The sequence below is a fragment of the Edwardsiella hoshinae NBRC 105699 = ATCC 33379 genome, assembly GCF_000474215.1.
GTDB classification, from domain to species: Bacteria; Pseudomonadota; Gammaproteobacteria; order Enterobacterales; family Enterobacteriaceae; genus Edwardsiella; species Edwardsiella hoshinae.
On sequence record NZ_BAUC01000021.1, the window covers coordinates 26038 to 42609 of the forward strand.

13 protein-coding genes are annotated in these 16572 nt (G+C 58.7%); 1 reads left to right on the top strand and 12 read right to left on the bottom strand.

Translation table 11 applies throughout. The features are described 5' to 3' along the window. Positions 1 to 14: 14 nt before the first annotated feature. The 4 genes from pyrG to rlmD all read right to left on the bottom strand — a co-directional run bounded on the left by pyrG (position 15) and on the right by rlmD (position 6402). Positions 15 to 1652, bottom strand: coding sequence for a glutamine hydrolyzing CTP synthase (pyrG, locus tag EHO01S_RS09770; RefSeq protein ID WP_024523781.1), 1638 nt, complete (start codon positions 1650 to 1652; stop codon positions 15 to 17). 259 nt (positions 1653 to 1911) lie between these two features. Next, positions 1912 to 2706 carry a nucleoside triphosphate pyrophosphohydrolase gene (gene mazG, locus EHO01S_RS09775; RefSeq protein ID WP_024523782.1) on the bottom strand — a complete coding sequence of 265 codons (795 nt, stop codon included), beginning with the start codon at positions 2704 to 2706 and terminating at the stop codon, positions 1912 to 1914. Positions 2707 to 2793: 87 nt separating this feature from the next. Next, positions 2794 to 5040: a GTP diphosphokinase gene (gene relA, locus EHO01S_RS09780; protein WP_024523783.1), complete on the bottom strand. Its 2247-nt coding sequence runs from the start codon at positions 5038 to 5040 to the stop codon at positions 2794 to 2796. A 39-nt stretch (positions 5041 to 5079) separates the two neighbouring features. Next, complete coding sequence (gene rlmD, locus EHO01S_RS09785) at positions 5080 to 6402, bottom strand: 23S rRNA (uracil(1939)-C(5))-methyltransferase RlmD (protein ID WP_024523784.1); 1323 nt, start codon at positions 6400 to 6402, stop codon at positions 5080 to 5082. A gap of 83 nt (positions 6403 to 6485) precedes the next feature. Between rlmD and barA the strand changes: the two genes are divergently transcribed. Further along, positions 6486 to 9269 carry a two-component sensor histidine kinase BarA gene (barA, locus tag EHO01S_RS09790; protein ID WP_024523785.1) on the top strand — a complete coding sequence of 928 codons (2784 nt, stop codon included), beginning with the start codon at positions 6486 to 6488 and terminating at the stop codon, positions 9267 to 9269. A gap of 43 nt (positions 9270 to 9312) precedes the next feature. Here the strand turns inward: barA and acpS are convergent, their stop codons facing one another. The 8 genes from acpS to rseC form a co-directional block, all read right to left on the bottom strand. Beyond that, entirely contained in the window at positions 9313 to 9696 is a 384-nt protein-coding gene (gene acpS / locus EHO01S_RS09795) for a holo-ACP synthase (protein ID WP_024523786.1), read from the bottom strand. After that, positions 9696 to 10427 carry a pyridoxine 5'-phosphate synthase gene (gene pdxJ, locus EHO01S_RS09800; RefSeq protein WP_024523787.1) on the bottom strand — a complete coding sequence of 244 codons (732 nt, stop codon included), beginning with the start codon at positions 10425 to 10427 and terminating at the stop codon, positions 9696 to 9698. The genes acpS and pdxJ overlap by 1 nt, the downstream gene beginning before the upstream one ends. Before the next feature lie 167 nt (positions 10428 to 10594). Next, positions 10595 to 11323: a DNA repair protein RecO gene (recO, locus tag EHO01S_RS09805; protein ID WP_024523788.1), complete on the bottom strand. Its 729-nt coding sequence runs from the start codon at positions 11321 to 11323 to the stop codon at positions 10595 to 10597. A gap of 11 nt (positions 11324 to 11334) precedes the next feature. Continuing rightward, positions 11335 to 12240 (bottom strand): GTPase Era, encoded by a 906-nt coding sequence (gene era, locus EHO01S_RS09810; protein WP_024523789.1) that lies wholly within the window; start codon positions 12238 to 12240, stop codon positions 11335 to 11337. Beyond that, on the bottom strand, positions 12237 to 12917 hold the full coding sequence (gene rnc / locus EHO01S_RS09815) for a ribonuclease III (RefSeq protein ID WP_005295156.1): 681 nt from the start codon (positions 12915 to 12917) through the stop codon (positions 12237 to 12239). Before rnc ends, era begins: the two co-directional genes overlap by 4 nt. A 178-nt stretch (positions 12918 to 13095) precedes the next feature. Next, on the bottom strand, positions 13096 to 14070 hold the full coding sequence (lepB, locus tag EHO01S_RS09820; RefSeq protein WP_024523790.1) for a signal peptidase I: 975 nt from the start codon (positions 14068 to 14070) through the stop codon (positions 13096 to 13098). Between the two features lie 90 nt (positions 14071 to 14160). Further along, complete coding sequence (gene lepA / locus EHO01S_RS09825; protein WP_024523791.1) at positions 14161 to 15954, bottom strand: translation elongation factor 4; 1794 nt, start codon at positions 15952 to 15954, stop codon at positions 14161 to 14163. A gap of 141 nt (positions 15955 to 16095) precedes the next feature. Next, entirely contained in the window at positions 16096 to 16572 is a 477-nt protein-coding gene (rseC, locus tag EHO01S_RS09830; RefSeq protein ID WP_024523792.1) for a SoxR-reducing system protein RseC, read from the bottom strand.

Consider the following 16572-nt stretch of genomic DNA (forward strand, 5'->3'; position numbering starts at 1 on the left):
CTGCCCATAATCACTTATTTCACCTGACGTTTCTGGTACTCCGCTGCCGCTTTAACAAAGCCGGAGAATAGCGGATGCCCATCACGCGGGGTGGAGGTGAACTCCGGGTGGAACTGCGAGGCGACGAACCACGGGTGGTTCGGCAGCTCGATGATCTCCACCAGGCTGTTGTCCGCAGAGCGGCCGGAAACACGCAGTCCCGCGGCTTCGATCGGCTTCAGCAGCATGTTGTTCACTTCGTAGCGATGGCGGTGACGTTCAACAATGCTCGGGGCACCGTACAACTGGCGCGCCAGCGTACCTTCCACCAGGTTGCACTGTTGACCGCCCAGGCGCATGGTGCCGCCCAGGTCACTCGCTTCGCTACGCACTTCAACGTTGCCTTCTTCGTCACGCCACTCGGTGATCAACGCCACGACCGGATACTTGCAGTCCGGCATGAACTCCGTTGAGTTGGCGCCTTCCATGCCCACGACGTTGCGAGCAAACTCCATCAGGGCGACCTGCATCCCCAGGCAAATGCCCAGATACGGAATATTGTTTTCACGCGCGTAACGTGCGGTGGCGATCTTTCCTTCGATACCACGGTAACCAAAGCCACCCGGTACTAGGATAGCATCCAGATCTTTCAGGATCTCGGTGCCTTTGGTTTCTACATCTTGCGAATCGATCAATTTGATGTTGACGCTAACACGATTTTTCAGACCACCGTGCTTCAACGCTTCGATCACCGACTTGTAAGCATCCGGCAGTTCGACATACTTACCGACCATCCCGATGGTAACTTCACCGGCCGGGTTGGCTTCTTCGAAGATCACCTGCTCCCACTCGGAGAGATCGGCCGCCGGGCAAGTCAGATTAAAGCGTTTGCAGATAAACTCATCCAACCCTTGTGATTTCAGCAGACCCGGGATCTTATAGATGGAATCCACATCCTTCAGGGAGATGACCGCCTTCTCCGGTACGTTACAGAACAGCGCGATCTTGGCGCGCTCGTTTGCCGGGATAGCACGGTCGGAACGGCAGATCAGCACGTCCGGCTGGATACCGATAGACAGCAACTCTTTCACCGAGTGCTGAGTCGGCTTGGTCTTCACCTCGCCAGCGGCCGCCATATAGGGCACCAGGGTCAGGTGCATAAACATGGTGTGTTCACGGCCAACATCAACCGCCAGCTGGCGAATAGCTTCCAGGAACGGCAGCGATTCGATGTCACCGACGGTGCCGCCGATTTCGACCAGTACCACGTCGTGGCCTTCGCCCCCTTCCAGGATGCGTTCTTTAATGGCATTCGTGATATGCGGGATCACCTGTACGGTGGCGCCCAGATAGTCACCGCGGCGCTCTTTGCGCAACACATCGGAGTAGATACGCCCGGTGGTGAAATTATTGCGGCGGGACATCTTGGTGCGGATGAAACGCTCGTAGTGACCCAGGTCCAGATCGGTTTCCGCGCCGTCTTCGGTAACGAAAACTTCCCCGTGCTGAATCGGACTCATGGTACCCGGATCGACGTTGATGTACGGGTCGAGCTTCATCATGGATACATTGAGGCCACGGGCTTCAAGAATGGCCGCCAGGGAGGCTGCGGCAATGCCTTTACCCAGAGAGGATACGACCCCGCCGGTCACAAAAATATAATTCGTTGTCATGCTGAACCTGAGAGTTAGGTTTAAAGACGATGGAAGAACCAGGACGGGACAGTAGTATACCCGAAGGTTTTATTTGCCACAAACGATCTGATCCTGCCTACGCCCTTTACTGCGTCCAAACACCGCCCGCAATAATCTTCTTTCACTTATTAAACAAAAAGATACAGAGAAAAAACCCCAAAAAATCCCATTAATGCCTATCAATTTATGTCAAACAGGCAAAATAAGGCGGAAAACTTGTCGAATCAGGCGCTCCACCCTACTGTTTTTCTTGCTGTTTTACCTGCTGCCACATCGCTTCCATCTCCGCGAGTGAGGCGTGTTCCAGGGTGTCTCCCCCCGCGATCACCGCCTGTTCTAACGCGCGAAAACGGCGTTCAAACTTGCGATTGGCCTGTTCCAGCACATTCTCCGCCCGACAACCGAGGTGGCGTGCCAGATTGACCGTGGCAAACAGCAGATCGCCGACCTCTTCGCTCAGCCGAGCCTCATCCACCACCGCCTGTTGCGCCTCATCCATCACCTCGTCGATCTCTTCGTACACCTTGTCCAGCACCGGCCCTAGGGTGTCCCAATCGAATCCCACCGAGGCGCAACGCCGCTGGATCTTATCGGCGCGCATCAGCGCCGGCAGTGCCAACGGGATATCATCCATCAGCGAGTCCATCGCCTTCTGCGCTCGCTCCTGTTGCTTACGCTGTTCCCAGCGGGCCACGGAAGCCTGAGCACTCTCGTCGTAGTCCGCGTCGAACACGTGAGGATGGCGGCGTTCCAACTTGTCACAGATGCCCTCGCATACCGCATCAAAGTCGAACAGCCCCTGTTCCTGGGCCATCTGCGCGTGAAACACGACTTGAAATAACAGGTCGCCTAGCTCTTCTTTCAGTCCATTGAAATCGTTGCGCTGAATCGTGTCAAGCACTTCATAAGTTTCTTCCAGCGTATAGGGGGCGATTGTGGCAAAAGTTTGACGTAGATCCCATGGACAGCCGCGCTGCGGGTCACGTAGCGTGCGCATAATGGTCAAAAGGCGTTGTAAAGCAGGGGTGGTCATCGCGGTCGTTTCACTCAGCAAACTGCCGCCATTGAGGCGGCGAGCAGCCCGGCACGGCAGTGCACGTCCCGGGCCAAGGGTATCGGGTCACACGGCGGTGCCGCGCCCGGCATTCAGCCGACGCGCGTCTAGCACGTCCGGCAGTTGATTCAGCTTGGCCAGCACCCGGCCCAACACTTGCAGATTATAGATCTCGATCTCCATATCGATGGTCGCCATCTGCTGCTTAGTGTCGCTGCGGCTAGCGACCCCCAACACATTGACCTTTTCGTTGGCCAAAATAGTGGTGATGTCGCGCAGCAGGCCGCTGCGATCATTCGCGGTCACACGCACCACCAGCGCATAGCCGCTGGAGTAGCTCTCCCCCCACACCGCGTCAATGATGCGCTCCGGCGCATGGCGACGCAATTCATCCAACTGGTCGCAGTCGGCGCGGTGGATAGAGATCCCTCGCCCTTGGGTGATAAAGCCGACGATCTCATCGCCGGGGATCGGCTGACAGCAACGGGCGATGTGGTGCATCAGGTTACCCACCCCTTCGACCACCACTCGGCCACTGCTCTTATCGCTGCGCGCGCTGGATTGCCCCTTCTGGGTCAGTTGTTTCAACGCCTCGCGATCCGCCTCCTCGGCACTGGGTTTGTTGATCTTGCCTTGGAGGAAGTTAACCATCTGGTTGAGACGAATATCGCCACCTCCGATGGCGGCCAGCACCTCATCCAGACTATGCACGTTGTAGCGCGGCAACAGTAACTTCTCCGCCTCTTTCAGGCTGATACCCAGACGCGCCAGTTCATCGTCCAAGATCTGACGCCCGGCCAGGATATTCTTATCGCGATCCAGCTTACGGAACCAGTTATGGATCTTGGCGCGTCCACGACTGGTGGTCACATAGCCCAAGTTAGGATTAAGCCAATCGCGACTCGGGTTAGGCTGCTTCTGGGTGATGATCTCCACCTGATCGCCCATCTGTAACTGGTAGGTAAAGGGGACGATGCGCCCGCCGATCTTGGCACCGATGCAACGGTGACCGACATCGCTGTGAATGTGGTAGGCGAAGTCGAGCGGCGTGGAGCCGGCAGGCAGATCGACCACATCCCCTTTGGGAGTAAACACATACACCCGATCGTCCAGCACTTGGCTGCGCACTTCATCGATCATCTCACCGGTGTCGGCCATCTCCTCTTGCCAGGCCAACAGCTTGCGCAGCCAGGCGATGCGATTCTCATAGCCAGCGCGTCCCCCTGCCTGTGGCCCCTCTTTGTACTTCCAGTGCGCCGCCACACCCAGCTCGGCATCTTCATGCATCTGGCGGGTACGGATCTGAATCTCCAGGGTCTTACCGTGCGGACCGAGTACTACCGTGTGGATCGACTGATAACCGTTGGGTTTGGGGTTTGCTACGTAGTCGTCGAACTCGCTGGGCAGATGACGATAGTGCGTGTGTACTATCCCCAGTGCCGCATAGCAATCTTGCAACCGTTCGACCACCACCCGTACCGCACGCACGTCGAACAGCTCATCGAAAGCCAGCGATTTCTTCTGCATCTTGCGCCAAATGCTATAGATATGCTTGGGGCGACCATAGATCTCCGCTTTGATGCCCTCTTTAGCCATCGCCTTACGCAGATCATGCACAAAATCATCGATAAACTGCTCACGATCGATGCGCCGCTCATGCAGCAGTTTGGCAATGCGTTTATACTCTTCCGGGTGCAAGTAACGGAAACAATAGTCCTCCAACTCCCACTTCAGTTGGCCGATACCTAAACGGTTAGCCAACGGCGCGTAGATGTTGAAGCTCTCCTTGGCCGCCAGCACACGCTCCTCCTCCGGCGCATCCTTCACCTCGCGCAAGTGGGCAATGCGCTCCGCCAACTTGATCACCACACAGCGGAAATCTTCCACGATGGCCAGCAGCATGCGGCGAATATTGTCTACCTGCTCCGATCCGGCCGCCCCGCTCTGGGTCGCCTTCAACTGGCGGATGGCATCCATCTCCCTCACCCCACGCACCAGATCGGCGATGGCGCCACCAAAGTCGTCGCGCACCTGCTGATCGTCGATCACGGCGCTATCCACCAGCGGGAACAACAGCGCGGCGCGCAGACTATCGTTATCCATGCTCAGGGTCGAGAGGATTTCGACCATCTCGACGCCGCGCCAGAGCAGCAACGGCGCTGCCGCATGACCGGCCGTTTTCTCCTGGCAATAGCGCCAGGTGGCGGTGAGACGCTCACACGACTCGGGGCTGGATATATTTAAGCTTGCCACCCACTGTTCGGGGACAAATTCACCAGCCGTATTCAAATGAGCGCTTCTTACCGCGACCATGGTACTCTCCCTCTGACTGCCTAACCGCTAATCCACTGTCTACTGCGCCGTAGACTCAAACAGCGCCATCGACTCCAAATGCCCCGTATGGGGAAACATATCCAACAGGCACAATCGTGTCAGCTGATAGCCTCCCTGTAACAACACCCGGCTATCCCGCGCCAGTGTGGCCGGGTTACAGGAGACATACACCACCCGACGCGGGGCCAAATGAACGATATGCTGCATCACACCGGGGGCTCCTGCGCGCGCCGGATCGAGCAGGACTTTATCGAATCCCTGCGCCGCCCAAGGCTGACGCGTCACATCCTCTTCCAGATTCTGATGGAAGAATTCTACATTACTCAGTCCATTGTGACGTGCATTATTCTGCGCACGCGCCACCAACTCGGGTACTCCCTCGACGCCCACCACCCATCGGGCCTGTCGTGCCAGCGGCAATGTGAAGTTCCCCATGCCACAGAAGAGATCTAACACGCACTCGTCGGCACGCACAGCAAGCCAATCGAGAGCGCGGGTGACCATCTGCTGATTGACCTGAGCGTTAACCTGGATGAAATCCTGTGGATCGAATTCCAGGCGCATCCCCGCCACCTGATAATAGGGGGCCTCACCGAGCAGGCGGTGCGGCGCTCCCTGACCGTCGCTCAGATAGAGCGCCAAACCGTGCTGCCGAGCGAACGCCAGCAGCGCCGCCTGATCCGCGGCGTGCAGCGGATCGAGATGGCGCAACACCATTAGCGGCCCATTATCCGCCAACACCAGCTCTAGGTGTCCAAGGCGACGACGGGCGCGTAACGCCGATAGACAGTCACCCAACGGCAACAACAGCGCCTCCAACGGCGGGGCTAACACCGGACAGGCGCGTAGCGCCACCAATGCGTTAGACGCCGCTTGGCGGAAACCCAATACGACCCGCTGGCGCTTGGCGTCAAATTGCAAGCCGAAACGGGCGCGCCGCCGGTAACCATAGGGCTCCGCGGCGATCAACGCCGACGGCGTGATGCTGACTCCCGCCTCACGCGCCATCAGGCGCTGCAACATCTGCGATTTGCTCTGCTGTTGTAGCGCGATCGACGCATGTTGCTGCTGACATCCGCCGCAGACGCCGGTGTGCGGGCAGCGTGCAGCTACCCGCTGTGGGCTCTGGCTGAGCAGCCGCTTAACGTGCCCGCGGGCAAACTGGCGCTTATCCTCCGTCAGGATCACCTCGGCCTGTTCTCCGGGTAGCAGACCGTTAATAAACAGCGTCTTGCCCTGATCGCGCGCCACCCCTTGACCGAAGGCATCCAGATCGTCGGCGGTCACAATCAGGGTTTTACGGGTCGCGGTACGGCGCCCCGGTGTGTAAAATTGAGCCATGTCGATTGCTTATCTGTGCGGTGGGTTAAGCTAGGGCTTAACCGAATCTGTGTTGACCGCCAATTCTCCCACATCGGAACGCCATGACCAAATATAGCCTGCGGGCGCGCATGATGATCCTGACGCTAGCCCCGACGCTACTGATCGGGTTGCTGCTCAGCACCTTCTTCGTCGTGCACCGCTATAACGAACTCCAGGATCAACTGGTCGATGCCGGTGCCAGTATCATCGAACCACTGGCCGTCGCTAGCGAATATGGGATGACCGCGCGCAACCGCGAGGCAGTTCGTCAGTTAATCGGCCTGTTGCATCGTCGCCACTCCGACATCGTGCGCGCCATCGCCGTCTTCGACGGCCAGAACCGACTGTTTGTCACCTCAAACTACCACCATAACTATGCACCGTTGCAACTACCAGAGAATAGCCCACCGCCAACGGATCTGATGCTCAGCAAGCATGGTGATGCGTTAATCCTGCGCACCCCGATCATCTCGGAGCGCAACCAGGCCCAAACGCCTAACGGTGCCGACAGCTCGCTGGGCTACATCGCCATCGAGTTAGATCTACGCTCGGTGCGGTTACAACAATACAAAGAGGTGTTCATCGCCACCCTGCTGCTACTGATCAGCATGTGCATCGCGCTGTTGTTCTCTTACCGTCTGATGCGCGATGTCACCGGGCCGATCCGTAACATGGTCAACACCGTCGACCGCATCCGGCGTGGCCAGCTCGACAGCCGTGTCGAGGGGCATATGCTGGGCGAGTTGGACATGCTGAAAAACGGCATTAACTCGATGGCCATGTCGCTTACCGCCTATCATGAGGAGATGCAGCAGAATATCGACCAGGCCACCTCTGATCTGCGCGAAACCCTTGAGCAGATGGAGATCCAGAATGTCGAACTGGATCTGGCCAAAAAACGCGCCCAAGAAGCGGCGCGCATCAAGTCCGAATTCTTGGCGAACATGTCTCATGAACTGCGCACCCCACTCAACGGGGTGATCGGCTTTACCCGCCAGGTGCTGAAGACCCCTCTCAGCGCAACCCAGATAGATTACCTGCATACCATTGAACGTTCGGCAAACAACCTGCTCAGTATCATCAACGACGTACTGGACTTTTCCAAACTGGAGGCGGGCAAACTGGTGCTGGAGCATATCCCCTTCATGTTGCGCGAGACCATCGACGAGGTGGCGACCTTATTGGCCCCCAGCGCCCACGACAAGGGGCTGGAGCTAACGCTGAACGTTCGTAATGACGTGCCGGAGCATGTCTTGGGCGACCCGATGCGCCTACAGCAAGTACTAACTAACCTGCTAGGCAACGCGATCAAATTTACCGAGAAGGGTAATATCGACATCCGTATCGAACAACGCAGCCTAAGCGCCCAAACCGTGGAGCTGGAGGTGCAGGTGCATGATACGGGCATCGGGATCTCCGAGCGCCAACAGTCGCAGCTGTTCCAAGCCTTCCGTCAAGCGGATGCCAGCATCACCCGCCGCCATGGCGGTACCGGCCTGGGACTGGTGATCACCCAGAAACTGATCAACGAGATGGGCGGTGATATCGCCTTCCACAGTCAACCGCACAAGGGGTCGACCTTCTGGTTCCACATCAGCCTGGAGCTCAATCATAACGCGCCGCCAGCCTCGCTGCCGCTGGAACGGCTCAGCGGTCAAACGCTGCTGTATATCGAAAGTAACCCCGTTGCCGCGCAGTGTACCCTCGACATATTGAAAGCCACGCCACTGGAGGTCACCTACTGTCCCCAGTTTGCCCAGGTGATCCCAGACAGCCACTACGACATCCTGCTGTTCGGTCTAGCGGTCCAGACCCCCCTTGGCTCGGAGCACATGCAAGAAAAGTTGAACCGTGCGCTGCGTCTGGCCGACCGGGTGATCCTGGCGTTACCCAGCCATACGCTGCACGACAGCGACACCCTGAAGGCGCGCGGCATCCGTCGCTGCCTGTTCAAACCGCTCTCCAGTAGCCGCCTGCTGCCCGCGCTACTGGATAACGCCCTGCCGCCACGCTCGCCGCAAGTGGTCTCGACGCAGGGTGCCCGACTCCCCCTAACGGTCATGGCGGTGGATGACAATCCGGCCAACCTGAAGTTGATCGGGGCTCTACTTGACGAACAGGTGCAACATACGCTGCTGTGCCACAGTGGGGAGGAGGCGCTGCTCACCGCGCGCGACCGTCACGTGGACATCATCCTGATGGATATCCAAATGCCGGAGATGGACGGCATTCGCACCACTGAGCGGCTACGCCAACAACCGCTCCATACCCATACGCCGATCATCGCCGTCACCGCACATGCGTTAAATGGCGAACGTGAGCGTTTACTCCGCGCTGGGATGGATGACTATCTGGCGAAACCGATCGACGAGAACCGTCTGCGCCAACTGCTCACTCGCTACAGCGCAGAGGAGCAACCCGCTACCCCAACGAGTGCGCCCGCACCGACGGTAAGCGACCTCTCCTTCGACTGGCCGTTGGCGCTGCGCCAGGCGGCGAATAAAGCCGATCTGGCTCGCGACATGCTGCAAATGCTGATCGCGTTTCTGCCGCAGGTGCATGAGCGCATCGAACGCCAACTGGCGGGCGAGGCGGAGACGACAGAGGGTGAACTGTGTGCCCTAATCCACAAGCTACACGGCAGCAGTAGTTACAGCGGAGTGCCTCGCCTGCGGCGGCTGTGCCACTACCTGGAGCAACAACTGCGCGATGGCGTCGCGGCCAGCGATCTGGAGCCGGAGTGGTTAGAGTTGCTGGATGAGATCGATAATGTCATCCGGACCGCCCAGCCTTATCTGAGCACCGGCACCCCGACGGCAAGCGGAGCCAAAGAAACATCACGCTGAGACCGAGCGCCGCCACAGGTGGCGCTCGGATTGAACGGCAGGGCTACGCCCCTTCGGCGATCACCGTGGCGCAGGCATAGCGACGCTCATCGGCCAGCGAGACATGCAGCGTACTGATACCCATCTCGGCCGCCAGTTCGGCGGCCCGTCCATGCAGTACCAGCCCCGGCTTGCCTAACGTATCGTTGACCACCTCAAACTGGGCGAAGGCCAGTCCCTGACGGATCCCGGTGCCCAAGGCCTTCGCCGCCGCCTCTTTAACGGCGAAGCGTTTGGCCAAATAGCGTACACGCTGCGCATGCGTCTGGTACTGTTGCCATTCCGCCGGCGCGAGAATACGCCGCGCCAGTTGGTCGCCGCTGCGCTCCACCACCGCCGCGATACGGGCGATCTCGACGATGTCGGTGCCCAGTCCCCGTAACGCCATCAGCGACGCGCCTCCAGCAACAGCTGTTTCATGTCACTGACCGCTGTGCTCAATCCAGCGAACACCGCACGACCGATGATGCTGTGGCCGATGTTCAGCTCATGCATCTCCGGCAGGGCGGCGATCGCCTGGACATTGTGGTAAGTCAGGCCGTGACCGGCGTTAACCTTCAGTCCGCGTTCGGCGGCGAAACGTGCCGCCACGGCGATGCGCGTCAACTCCGCCGCCTGGGCCAGCTCATTCGCGGCATCGGCATAGGCACCGGTGTGGATCTCAATATACGGTGCGCCAACGGCGACCGCCGCCTCGATTTGGCGTTCATCGGGATCGATAAACAGCGAAACCTGAATCCCCGCCGCGCTCAAGCGCGCGACCGCCGCCGTCATCTTGTCACGTTGACCGGCGACATCGAGCCCCCCTTCGGTGGTCACCTCCTGGCGTTTCTCTGGTACCAGGCAACAAAAGTGCGGACGCAGCTCACAGGCGATGTCGAGCATCTCATCGGTCACCGCCATCTCCAGGTTCATGCGTGTCTGGATGGTCTGACGCAGCAGACGCACGTCACGATCGGTGATATGGCGCCGATCCTCTCGCAGATGGACAGTGATGCCATCGGCGCCGGCCTGCTCGGCAACGAAAGCCGCTTGTAACGGATCGGGGTAGTGTGTCCCGCGCGCATTGCGCAGCGTAGCGATGTGATCAATGTTAACGCCCAGCAGAATATCGGCCATGACAGCTCCTCAAGGATGATCGGTCGGGATAACCCGGTTATCAGACACCATATTACCCGCCCACCGACGGCAGACAAGCGGCGGCAGGGTATCTGACTAGTCTACCCTCGACGAGTCCGCGGCGCGTGGGACAGCCGGCAGGCAAACAGGGGGACAGTGTGCTCGATTCAGGTCGATGGCATGACCGGCGGACGGCGCGGCACGAATTGGCGGAACAGCTCACGGCTCTTTAACGGCTTACCGCCCAGATAGGGCTTCAGCGCCAGACGAGTAAAGCGCTTAGCGGCACGCAGGGTAGCGACATTGGGGAATTCGCGACTGGCGAGCGCCTTAAGATCACGCCCGGTAAAGCTTTGCTGATCCACCACCAGGCTAGCGATAAAGCCCTTCTCTTCACGGTAGCGGTAGGTCATGCTATCGACCACCGGCTCGCCACTGCCAGCGCAGTGCAGGAAGTCGATGCCATAGCCCAACTGGGCCAATAGCGCCAACTCGAAACGGCGCAACACCGGCTCCGGTGAACCATTATGCCCGGCCAGTTGTTGGATGCAATGCAGGTAATCGAAGAACAGGGCGCTGTAGCAGGTCTCCTGCTCCAGCACCCGCGCCAGCAGTTCGTTGACATACAACCCGCTGTAGAGGGTGATGCCGCTGAGTGGCAGCGCCAGCGAAACCGCCTCGGCGCTGCGCAGGGTCTTCACTTCCCCCTTTCCCCCCCAGCGCATCAACAAGGGAGTAAAGGGTTGCAACGCCCCTTTCAGTTGGGAACGCCGGCTGCGCGCGCCCTTAGCCAACAGCCGCACCCGCCCCTGCCCCTCGGTGAAGGTGTCCAGCATCAAGCTGGTTTCACTGTAGGGCCGTGCGTGCAGCACGAAGGCGCGTTGCCAGCCGTCTATCATGATGAGACTTACAGATCGTCGACGTAACCCAGGCTGCGCAGCGCACGCTCGTCGTCCGCCCAGCCGGATTTCACCTTCACCCACAGTTCAAGATGCACCTTAGCGTCGAACATGGCCTCCATATCCTGGCGGGCTTCGATGCCGATGGTTTTAATCTTGCTACCCTTATTGCCGATCACCATTTTCTTCTGACCGTCGCGTTCGACCAGGATCAGGCCGTGAATGTCGTAACCGCCACGCTCGTTGGTCGCGAAGCGTTCGATCTCCACGGTAACCGAATAGGGCAACTCCTCGCCGAGGAAACGCATCAGCTTCTCACGGATGATCTCCGAGGCCATAAAGCGCTGGGAACGATCGGTAATATACTCTTCCGGAAAGTGATGTTCCGCCTGCGGCAGGTGCTGACGCACGATGCGCGCGATGGCATCGACATTGGTCCCCTTCTCCGCCGAGATCGGCACAACATCCAAGAAGTTCATCTGCTGACTGAGGAACTGAATATGCGGTAACAACGCGGTCTTATCGGCCACGTTATCTACCTTGTTGATTGCCAGAATCACCGGACACTTCAGATCGCGCAGCTTATTGAGCACCATCTCGTCATCCGGCGTCCAATGAGTGCCCTCAACAACGAAGATCACCAGCTCGACATCGCCGATAGAGCTGCTGGCCGCACGGTTCATCAGACGGTTGATCGCCCGCTTCTCCTCGATGTGCAGCCCCGGCGTATCCACATAGATAGCCTGGTAGGCCCCCTCCGTGTGGATGCCCATGATGCGGTGACGGGTGGTCTGCGGCTTACGCGAGGTGATGGAGATCTTTTGCCCCAACAACTGGTTCAACAGCGTTGACTTACCGACATTAGGACGGCCAACGATGGCAATGAAGCCGCAGTAGTTTTTTTCTTCGCTCATTCAAGCTCCAACTGTTTTAACGCCTGCTCGGCGGCGGCCTGCTCGGCCTTACGCCGGCTGGAGCCGACGCCGACTACCGGCGCGGACAGCCCGCTGACCTGGCAGTGAATAGTAAATTCCTGATCATGCGCCTCGCCGCGCACCTGCACTACCAGGTAGGAAGGCAGCGGCAGGTGACGCCCCTGCAAGAACTCCTGTAAGCGCGTCTTGGGATCTTTCTGCTTGTCTCCCGGGCTGATCTCCTCCAAACGGGAGTGATACCAGGCGAGGATCAGGCGTTCAATGGTCTGGATGTCGCTATCGAGGAAGATGCCGCCGATCAGCGCCTCAACCGTATCCGCCAGGATCGACTCGCGGCGGAAACCGCCACTCTTTAGCTCGCCCGGCCCCAGGCGCAGACACTCGCCCAGATCGAACTCGCGCGCCATCTCCGCCAAGGTATTGCCGCGCACCAGCGTGGCGCGCATGCGACTCATGTCGCCCTCATCCACACGCGGGAAGCGGTGATACAGGGCGTTGGCGATGACGAAACTCAGAATCGAGTCGCCCAAAAACTCAAGCCGTTCATTATGTTTGCTGCTAGCGCTGCGGTGAGTCAGCGCCTGCATCAGCAGATCCTGTTGTCTAAAAGTGTAGCCCAGCTTGCGTTGCAGCCGGTTAATTACGATGGGGTTCATGAGATACCAATAAATTCAGAATGCGTCAAAAACCGCAGCATACGGAACAGGCCTGCCTTGCCATTAGCCAATCCAAAGCTGTTTCGTTTGCAGTGGCCCCCTTAAGGGGGGCCAAACATGTCACGCGGAATATTCTACAACGACTGAAGGGAGAATGCTGCGTAAATAGGGGGGTTATTTAATGAATTCCCCCGATCCGCTCCAAGCGTACGCCGGTCGGCCACTGACCTTCCTGCTTCTTGAAGCTCATCCAGATGGCCGTCGCCTTGCCGACCAGGTTCTTCTCTGGCACAAACCCCCAGTAACGGCTATCCGCGCTATTGTCGCGGTTATCGCCCATCATGAAGTAGTGACCCGGTGGGACGATCCAAGTCCCCAGCGGCTGACCCGGTTGACGGTAGTAACGGGAAACCATGTCCTGCGCCTGCGGTACGGTCAGGATACTGTGGGTCACCGTGCCCAGCGTCTCCTGACGCTGATCCATGCGATAACCGTTCGGCACGCTTGCATCGATCGGATACTGATAAAAACCGCTGCTCGGCTCGTTGCTGCTCATCTGGTTAAAGGTCTGCACCCACTCACTCGGGCGCAACGGGCTATAGGTGATCGGCAGTAGGCGCTCACACTTCTCGCCCTGTTGACAAGATGGGTAGACCGTCAACTCCTTGCTATAGGGATCGTACACCACCTTGTCACCCGGTAGGCCGATGGCGCGCTTGATGTAATCCAGACGCGGATCGAGCGGATACTTAAACACCACGATATCACCGCGCTTGGGATGACCCGTCGGGATCAGCGTCGTCTGTGTTACCGGGTCCTTCAGACCGTAAGCGAATTTCTCCACCAGGATGAAATCGCCGATCAGCAAGGTCGGCATCATCGATCCCGAGGGGATCTGAAAGGGTTCATAAATAAAGGAACGGATCACCAACACCAGCGCCAACACCGGGAACACCGAGACGCAGGTTTCGATCCAGCCCGGCGCCTTGGTCGCCAGACGGGCATTTTCCGCATCCAGCCCCTGTGCGGTCTGGCTATTGATCGCCGCCAACTTGGCGCGCCGCGCCGGTGCCAGTTTGAAACGGTCGATACACCACACGATACCGGTTACCAGTGTGGCGATAACCAGGATCAAGGCAAACATATTTGCCATGTCCATCACTCCTTACAATCAATACCTAACATTGCTCAAGCAGGCAGAAACACAACGGGCGCGGAATCGACCGCGCCCGTTGTGTCGCTGTTAATCCTTGCCGACGTGCAGAATGGCCAGGAACGCTTCCTGCGGCAGCTCGACGTTACCGATCTGCTTCATGCGTTTCTTACCTTCTTTCTGTTTTTGCAGCAATTTCTTCTTACGGCTAACGTCGCCGCCGTAACACTTGGCCAAGACGTTCTTACGCAGCTGTTTCACGGTCGAGCGGGCGATAATCTGGGTGCCGATCGCCGCCTGGATGGCGATGTCGAACTGCTGACGCGGGATCAGCTCTTTCATTTTCTCCACCAGCTCACGACCACGGGTATGCGAGTTCGCTCGGTGGGTGATCAGCGCCAAGGCATCCACCCGCTCACCGTTCACCATCACGTCGACCCGCACCATGTCGGAGGCCTGGAAGCGCTTGAAGCTATAATCCAGCGAGGCGTAACCGCGCGAGGTGGACTTCAGACGGTCGAAGAAGTCCAACACCACTTCGGCCATCGGAATATCATAGGTCAGCGCCACCTGATTACCGTGGTAGACCATGTTGGTCTGCACACCACGCTTCTCGACACACAGGGTGATCACGTTACCCAGAAACTCCTGCGGCAATAGCATGTGACACTCGGCGATCGGCTCGCGCAACTCTTGAATGTTGTTCACCGCCGGGAGTTTTGAGGGGCTATCGACGTAGATCACCTCTTTACGGGTAGTCTCCACCTCATACACCACTGTCGGCGCAGTGGTGATCAGATCCAGATCGTACTCACGCTCCAAACGCTCCTGGATGATCTCCATGTGCAGCAAGCCAAGGAAGCCGCAGCGGAAACCGAAGCCCAACGCCGTGGAGGTCTCCGGTTCATAGAACAGGGAGGCATCGTTCAGGCTCAACTTGCCCAACGCGTCGCGGAAAGCATCGTAGTCATCGGAGCTCACCGGGAACAGGCCGGCATAAACCTGCGGTTTTACCTTCTTGAAGCCCGGCAACGCCGCATCGGCGGGATTGCGCGCCAGGGTCAAGGTATCGCCCACCGGAGCACCGTGAATGTCCTTGATGGCACACACCAGCCAACCGACCTCGCCGCAGTTCAATACGTCGCGGTCGAGCTGTTTCGGGGTGAAGATCCCCAGGCGATCGGCGTTATAGGTCTGCCCGGTGGTCATCACTTTGATCTTATCGCCCTTACGCAGGCTACCGTTCTTGATACGGATCAGTGATACCACGCCCAGGTAGTTGTCGAACCAAGAGTCGATGATCAGCGCCTGCAACGGCGCTTCCGGGTCGCCTTCCGGCGGCGGAATGTCGCGTACCAACCGCTCTAATACGTCCCCCACGCCCACGCCCGTCTTCGCCGAGCAGCGTACCGCATCGGTGGCATCGATGCCGACGATATCTTCGATCTCCTGAGAGACCCGATCCGGATCGGCAGCAGGTAGGTCAATCTTGTTCAGTACCGGCACCACCTCAAGGTCCATTTCGATGGCGGTATAGCAGTTGGCCAGCGTCTGCGCCTCGACCCCTTGTCCGGCATCCACCACCAGCAGCGCCCCTTCACAGGCGGCCAGCGAGCGAGAGACCTCATAAGAGAAGTCCACGTGCCCCGGCGTGTCGATAAAGTTCAACTGATACACCTGACCATCCTGCGCTTTATAGTCAAGCGTGACGCTCTGCGCCTTGATGGTGATGCCGCGCTCGCGCTCCAGATCCATGGAGTCCAACACCTGAGCCTCCATTTCGCGGTCGGACAAACCGCCGCAAAGTTGGATGATACGGTCAGACAGCGTCGACTTACCGTGGTCAATGTGCGCGATAATGGAGAAATTACGTATGTTCTTCATTATTAATATATTTGCCTGATGATTTCTGAATTACTCGCCTAAGGACACGCGGACGGGCTCAAAGCGATGATTTTGGGTTTGTGGCGCCAGGCGCCGAATCGCTGCATTTTACACAGCCCCTCGGTCAAAACCTAGCGCTCTTCACTCGCGCGTGGATGGATCCGTTACGCTGCGCAACTGGCTGGACGGCAAGGCGACTTGTAGCAGCACCGGTTGATAGTCGACGCCCCGCGCCATGCGGCGCGCTTGACGACGCGCCAGCACAAAACCCGCCACAGCGCCCAATAGGGCAGCCAACGCGCTGGCGCCATCCGATCCCAGCCACAACTGCCCCATGACGGCACCGCCCAGCAAGCCAACCAATGGGGTGAGATAGACCACCAGCGCCGATCGCAGCACGCTCGCTTCCCGCAGGCCAATCTCGACTCGTTGCCCAACTTGCAGGGGTTGTGACACTGCCAGGCGTAGCTGATGGCGCGTCTGCGGCCCCAGCTCGGCCAAGGCTGCCGTGCCGCATCCCTGACGTGCTCGGCAACCGTTGCAGCCAGCATGCGCCTCACACTGCAATAGCGCCTCGCCATGCTGCCAACGGATCACCGTCGCCCATTCCCGCATCAT

What these genes read in the sequence shown, in the direction of transcription:
- rnc (WP_005295156.1), bottom strand. Translation starts at nt 12,917, where the DNA reads ATGAACCCCATCGTAATTAACCGGCTGCAACGCAAGCTGGGCTACACT.
- rlmD (WP_024523784.1), bottom strand. Translation starts at nt 6,402, where the DNA reads ATGGCTCAATTTTACACACCGGGGCGCCGTACCGCGACCCGTAAAACC.
- acpS (WP_024523786.1), bottom strand. Translation starts at nt 9,696, where the DNA reads ATGGCGTTACGGGGACTGGGCACCGACATCGTCGAGATCGCCCGTATC.
- era (WP_024523789.1), bottom strand. Translation starts at nt 12,240, where the DNA reads ATGAGCGAAGAAAAAAACTACTGCGGCTTCATTGCCATCGTTGGCCGT.
- mazG (WP_024523782.1), bottom strand. Translation starts at nt 2,706, where the DNA reads ATGACCACCCCTGCTTTACAACGCCTTTTGACCATTATGCGCACGCTA.
- lepA (WP_024523791.1), bottom strand. Translation starts at nt 15,954, where the DNA reads ATGAAGAACATACGTAATTTCTCCATTATCGCGCACATTGACCACGGT.
- lepB (WP_024523790.1), bottom strand. Translation starts at nt 14,070, where the DNA reads ATGGCAAATATGTTTGCCTTGATCCTGGTTATCGCCACACTGGTAACC.
- relA (WP_024523783.1), bottom strand. Translation starts at nt 5,040, where the DNA reads ATGGTCGCGGTAAGAAGCGCTCATTTGAATACGGCTGGTGAATTTGTC.
- pdxJ (WP_024523787.1), bottom strand. Translation starts at nt 10,427, where the DNA reads ATGGCCGATATTCTGCTGGGCGTTAACATTGATCACATCGCTACGCTG.
- barA (WP_024523785.1), top strand. Translation starts at nt 6,486, where the DNA reads ATGACCAAATATAGCCTGCGGGCGCGCATGATGATCCTGACGCTAGCC.
- pyrG (WP_024523781.1), bottom strand. Translation starts at nt 1,652, where the DNA reads ATGACAACGAATTATATTTTTGTGACCGGCGGGGTCGTATCCTCTCTG.
- rseC (WP_024523792.1), bottom strand. Translation starts at nt 16,572, where the DNA reads ATGATGCGGGAATGGGCGACGGTGATCCGTTGGCAGCATGGCGAGGCG.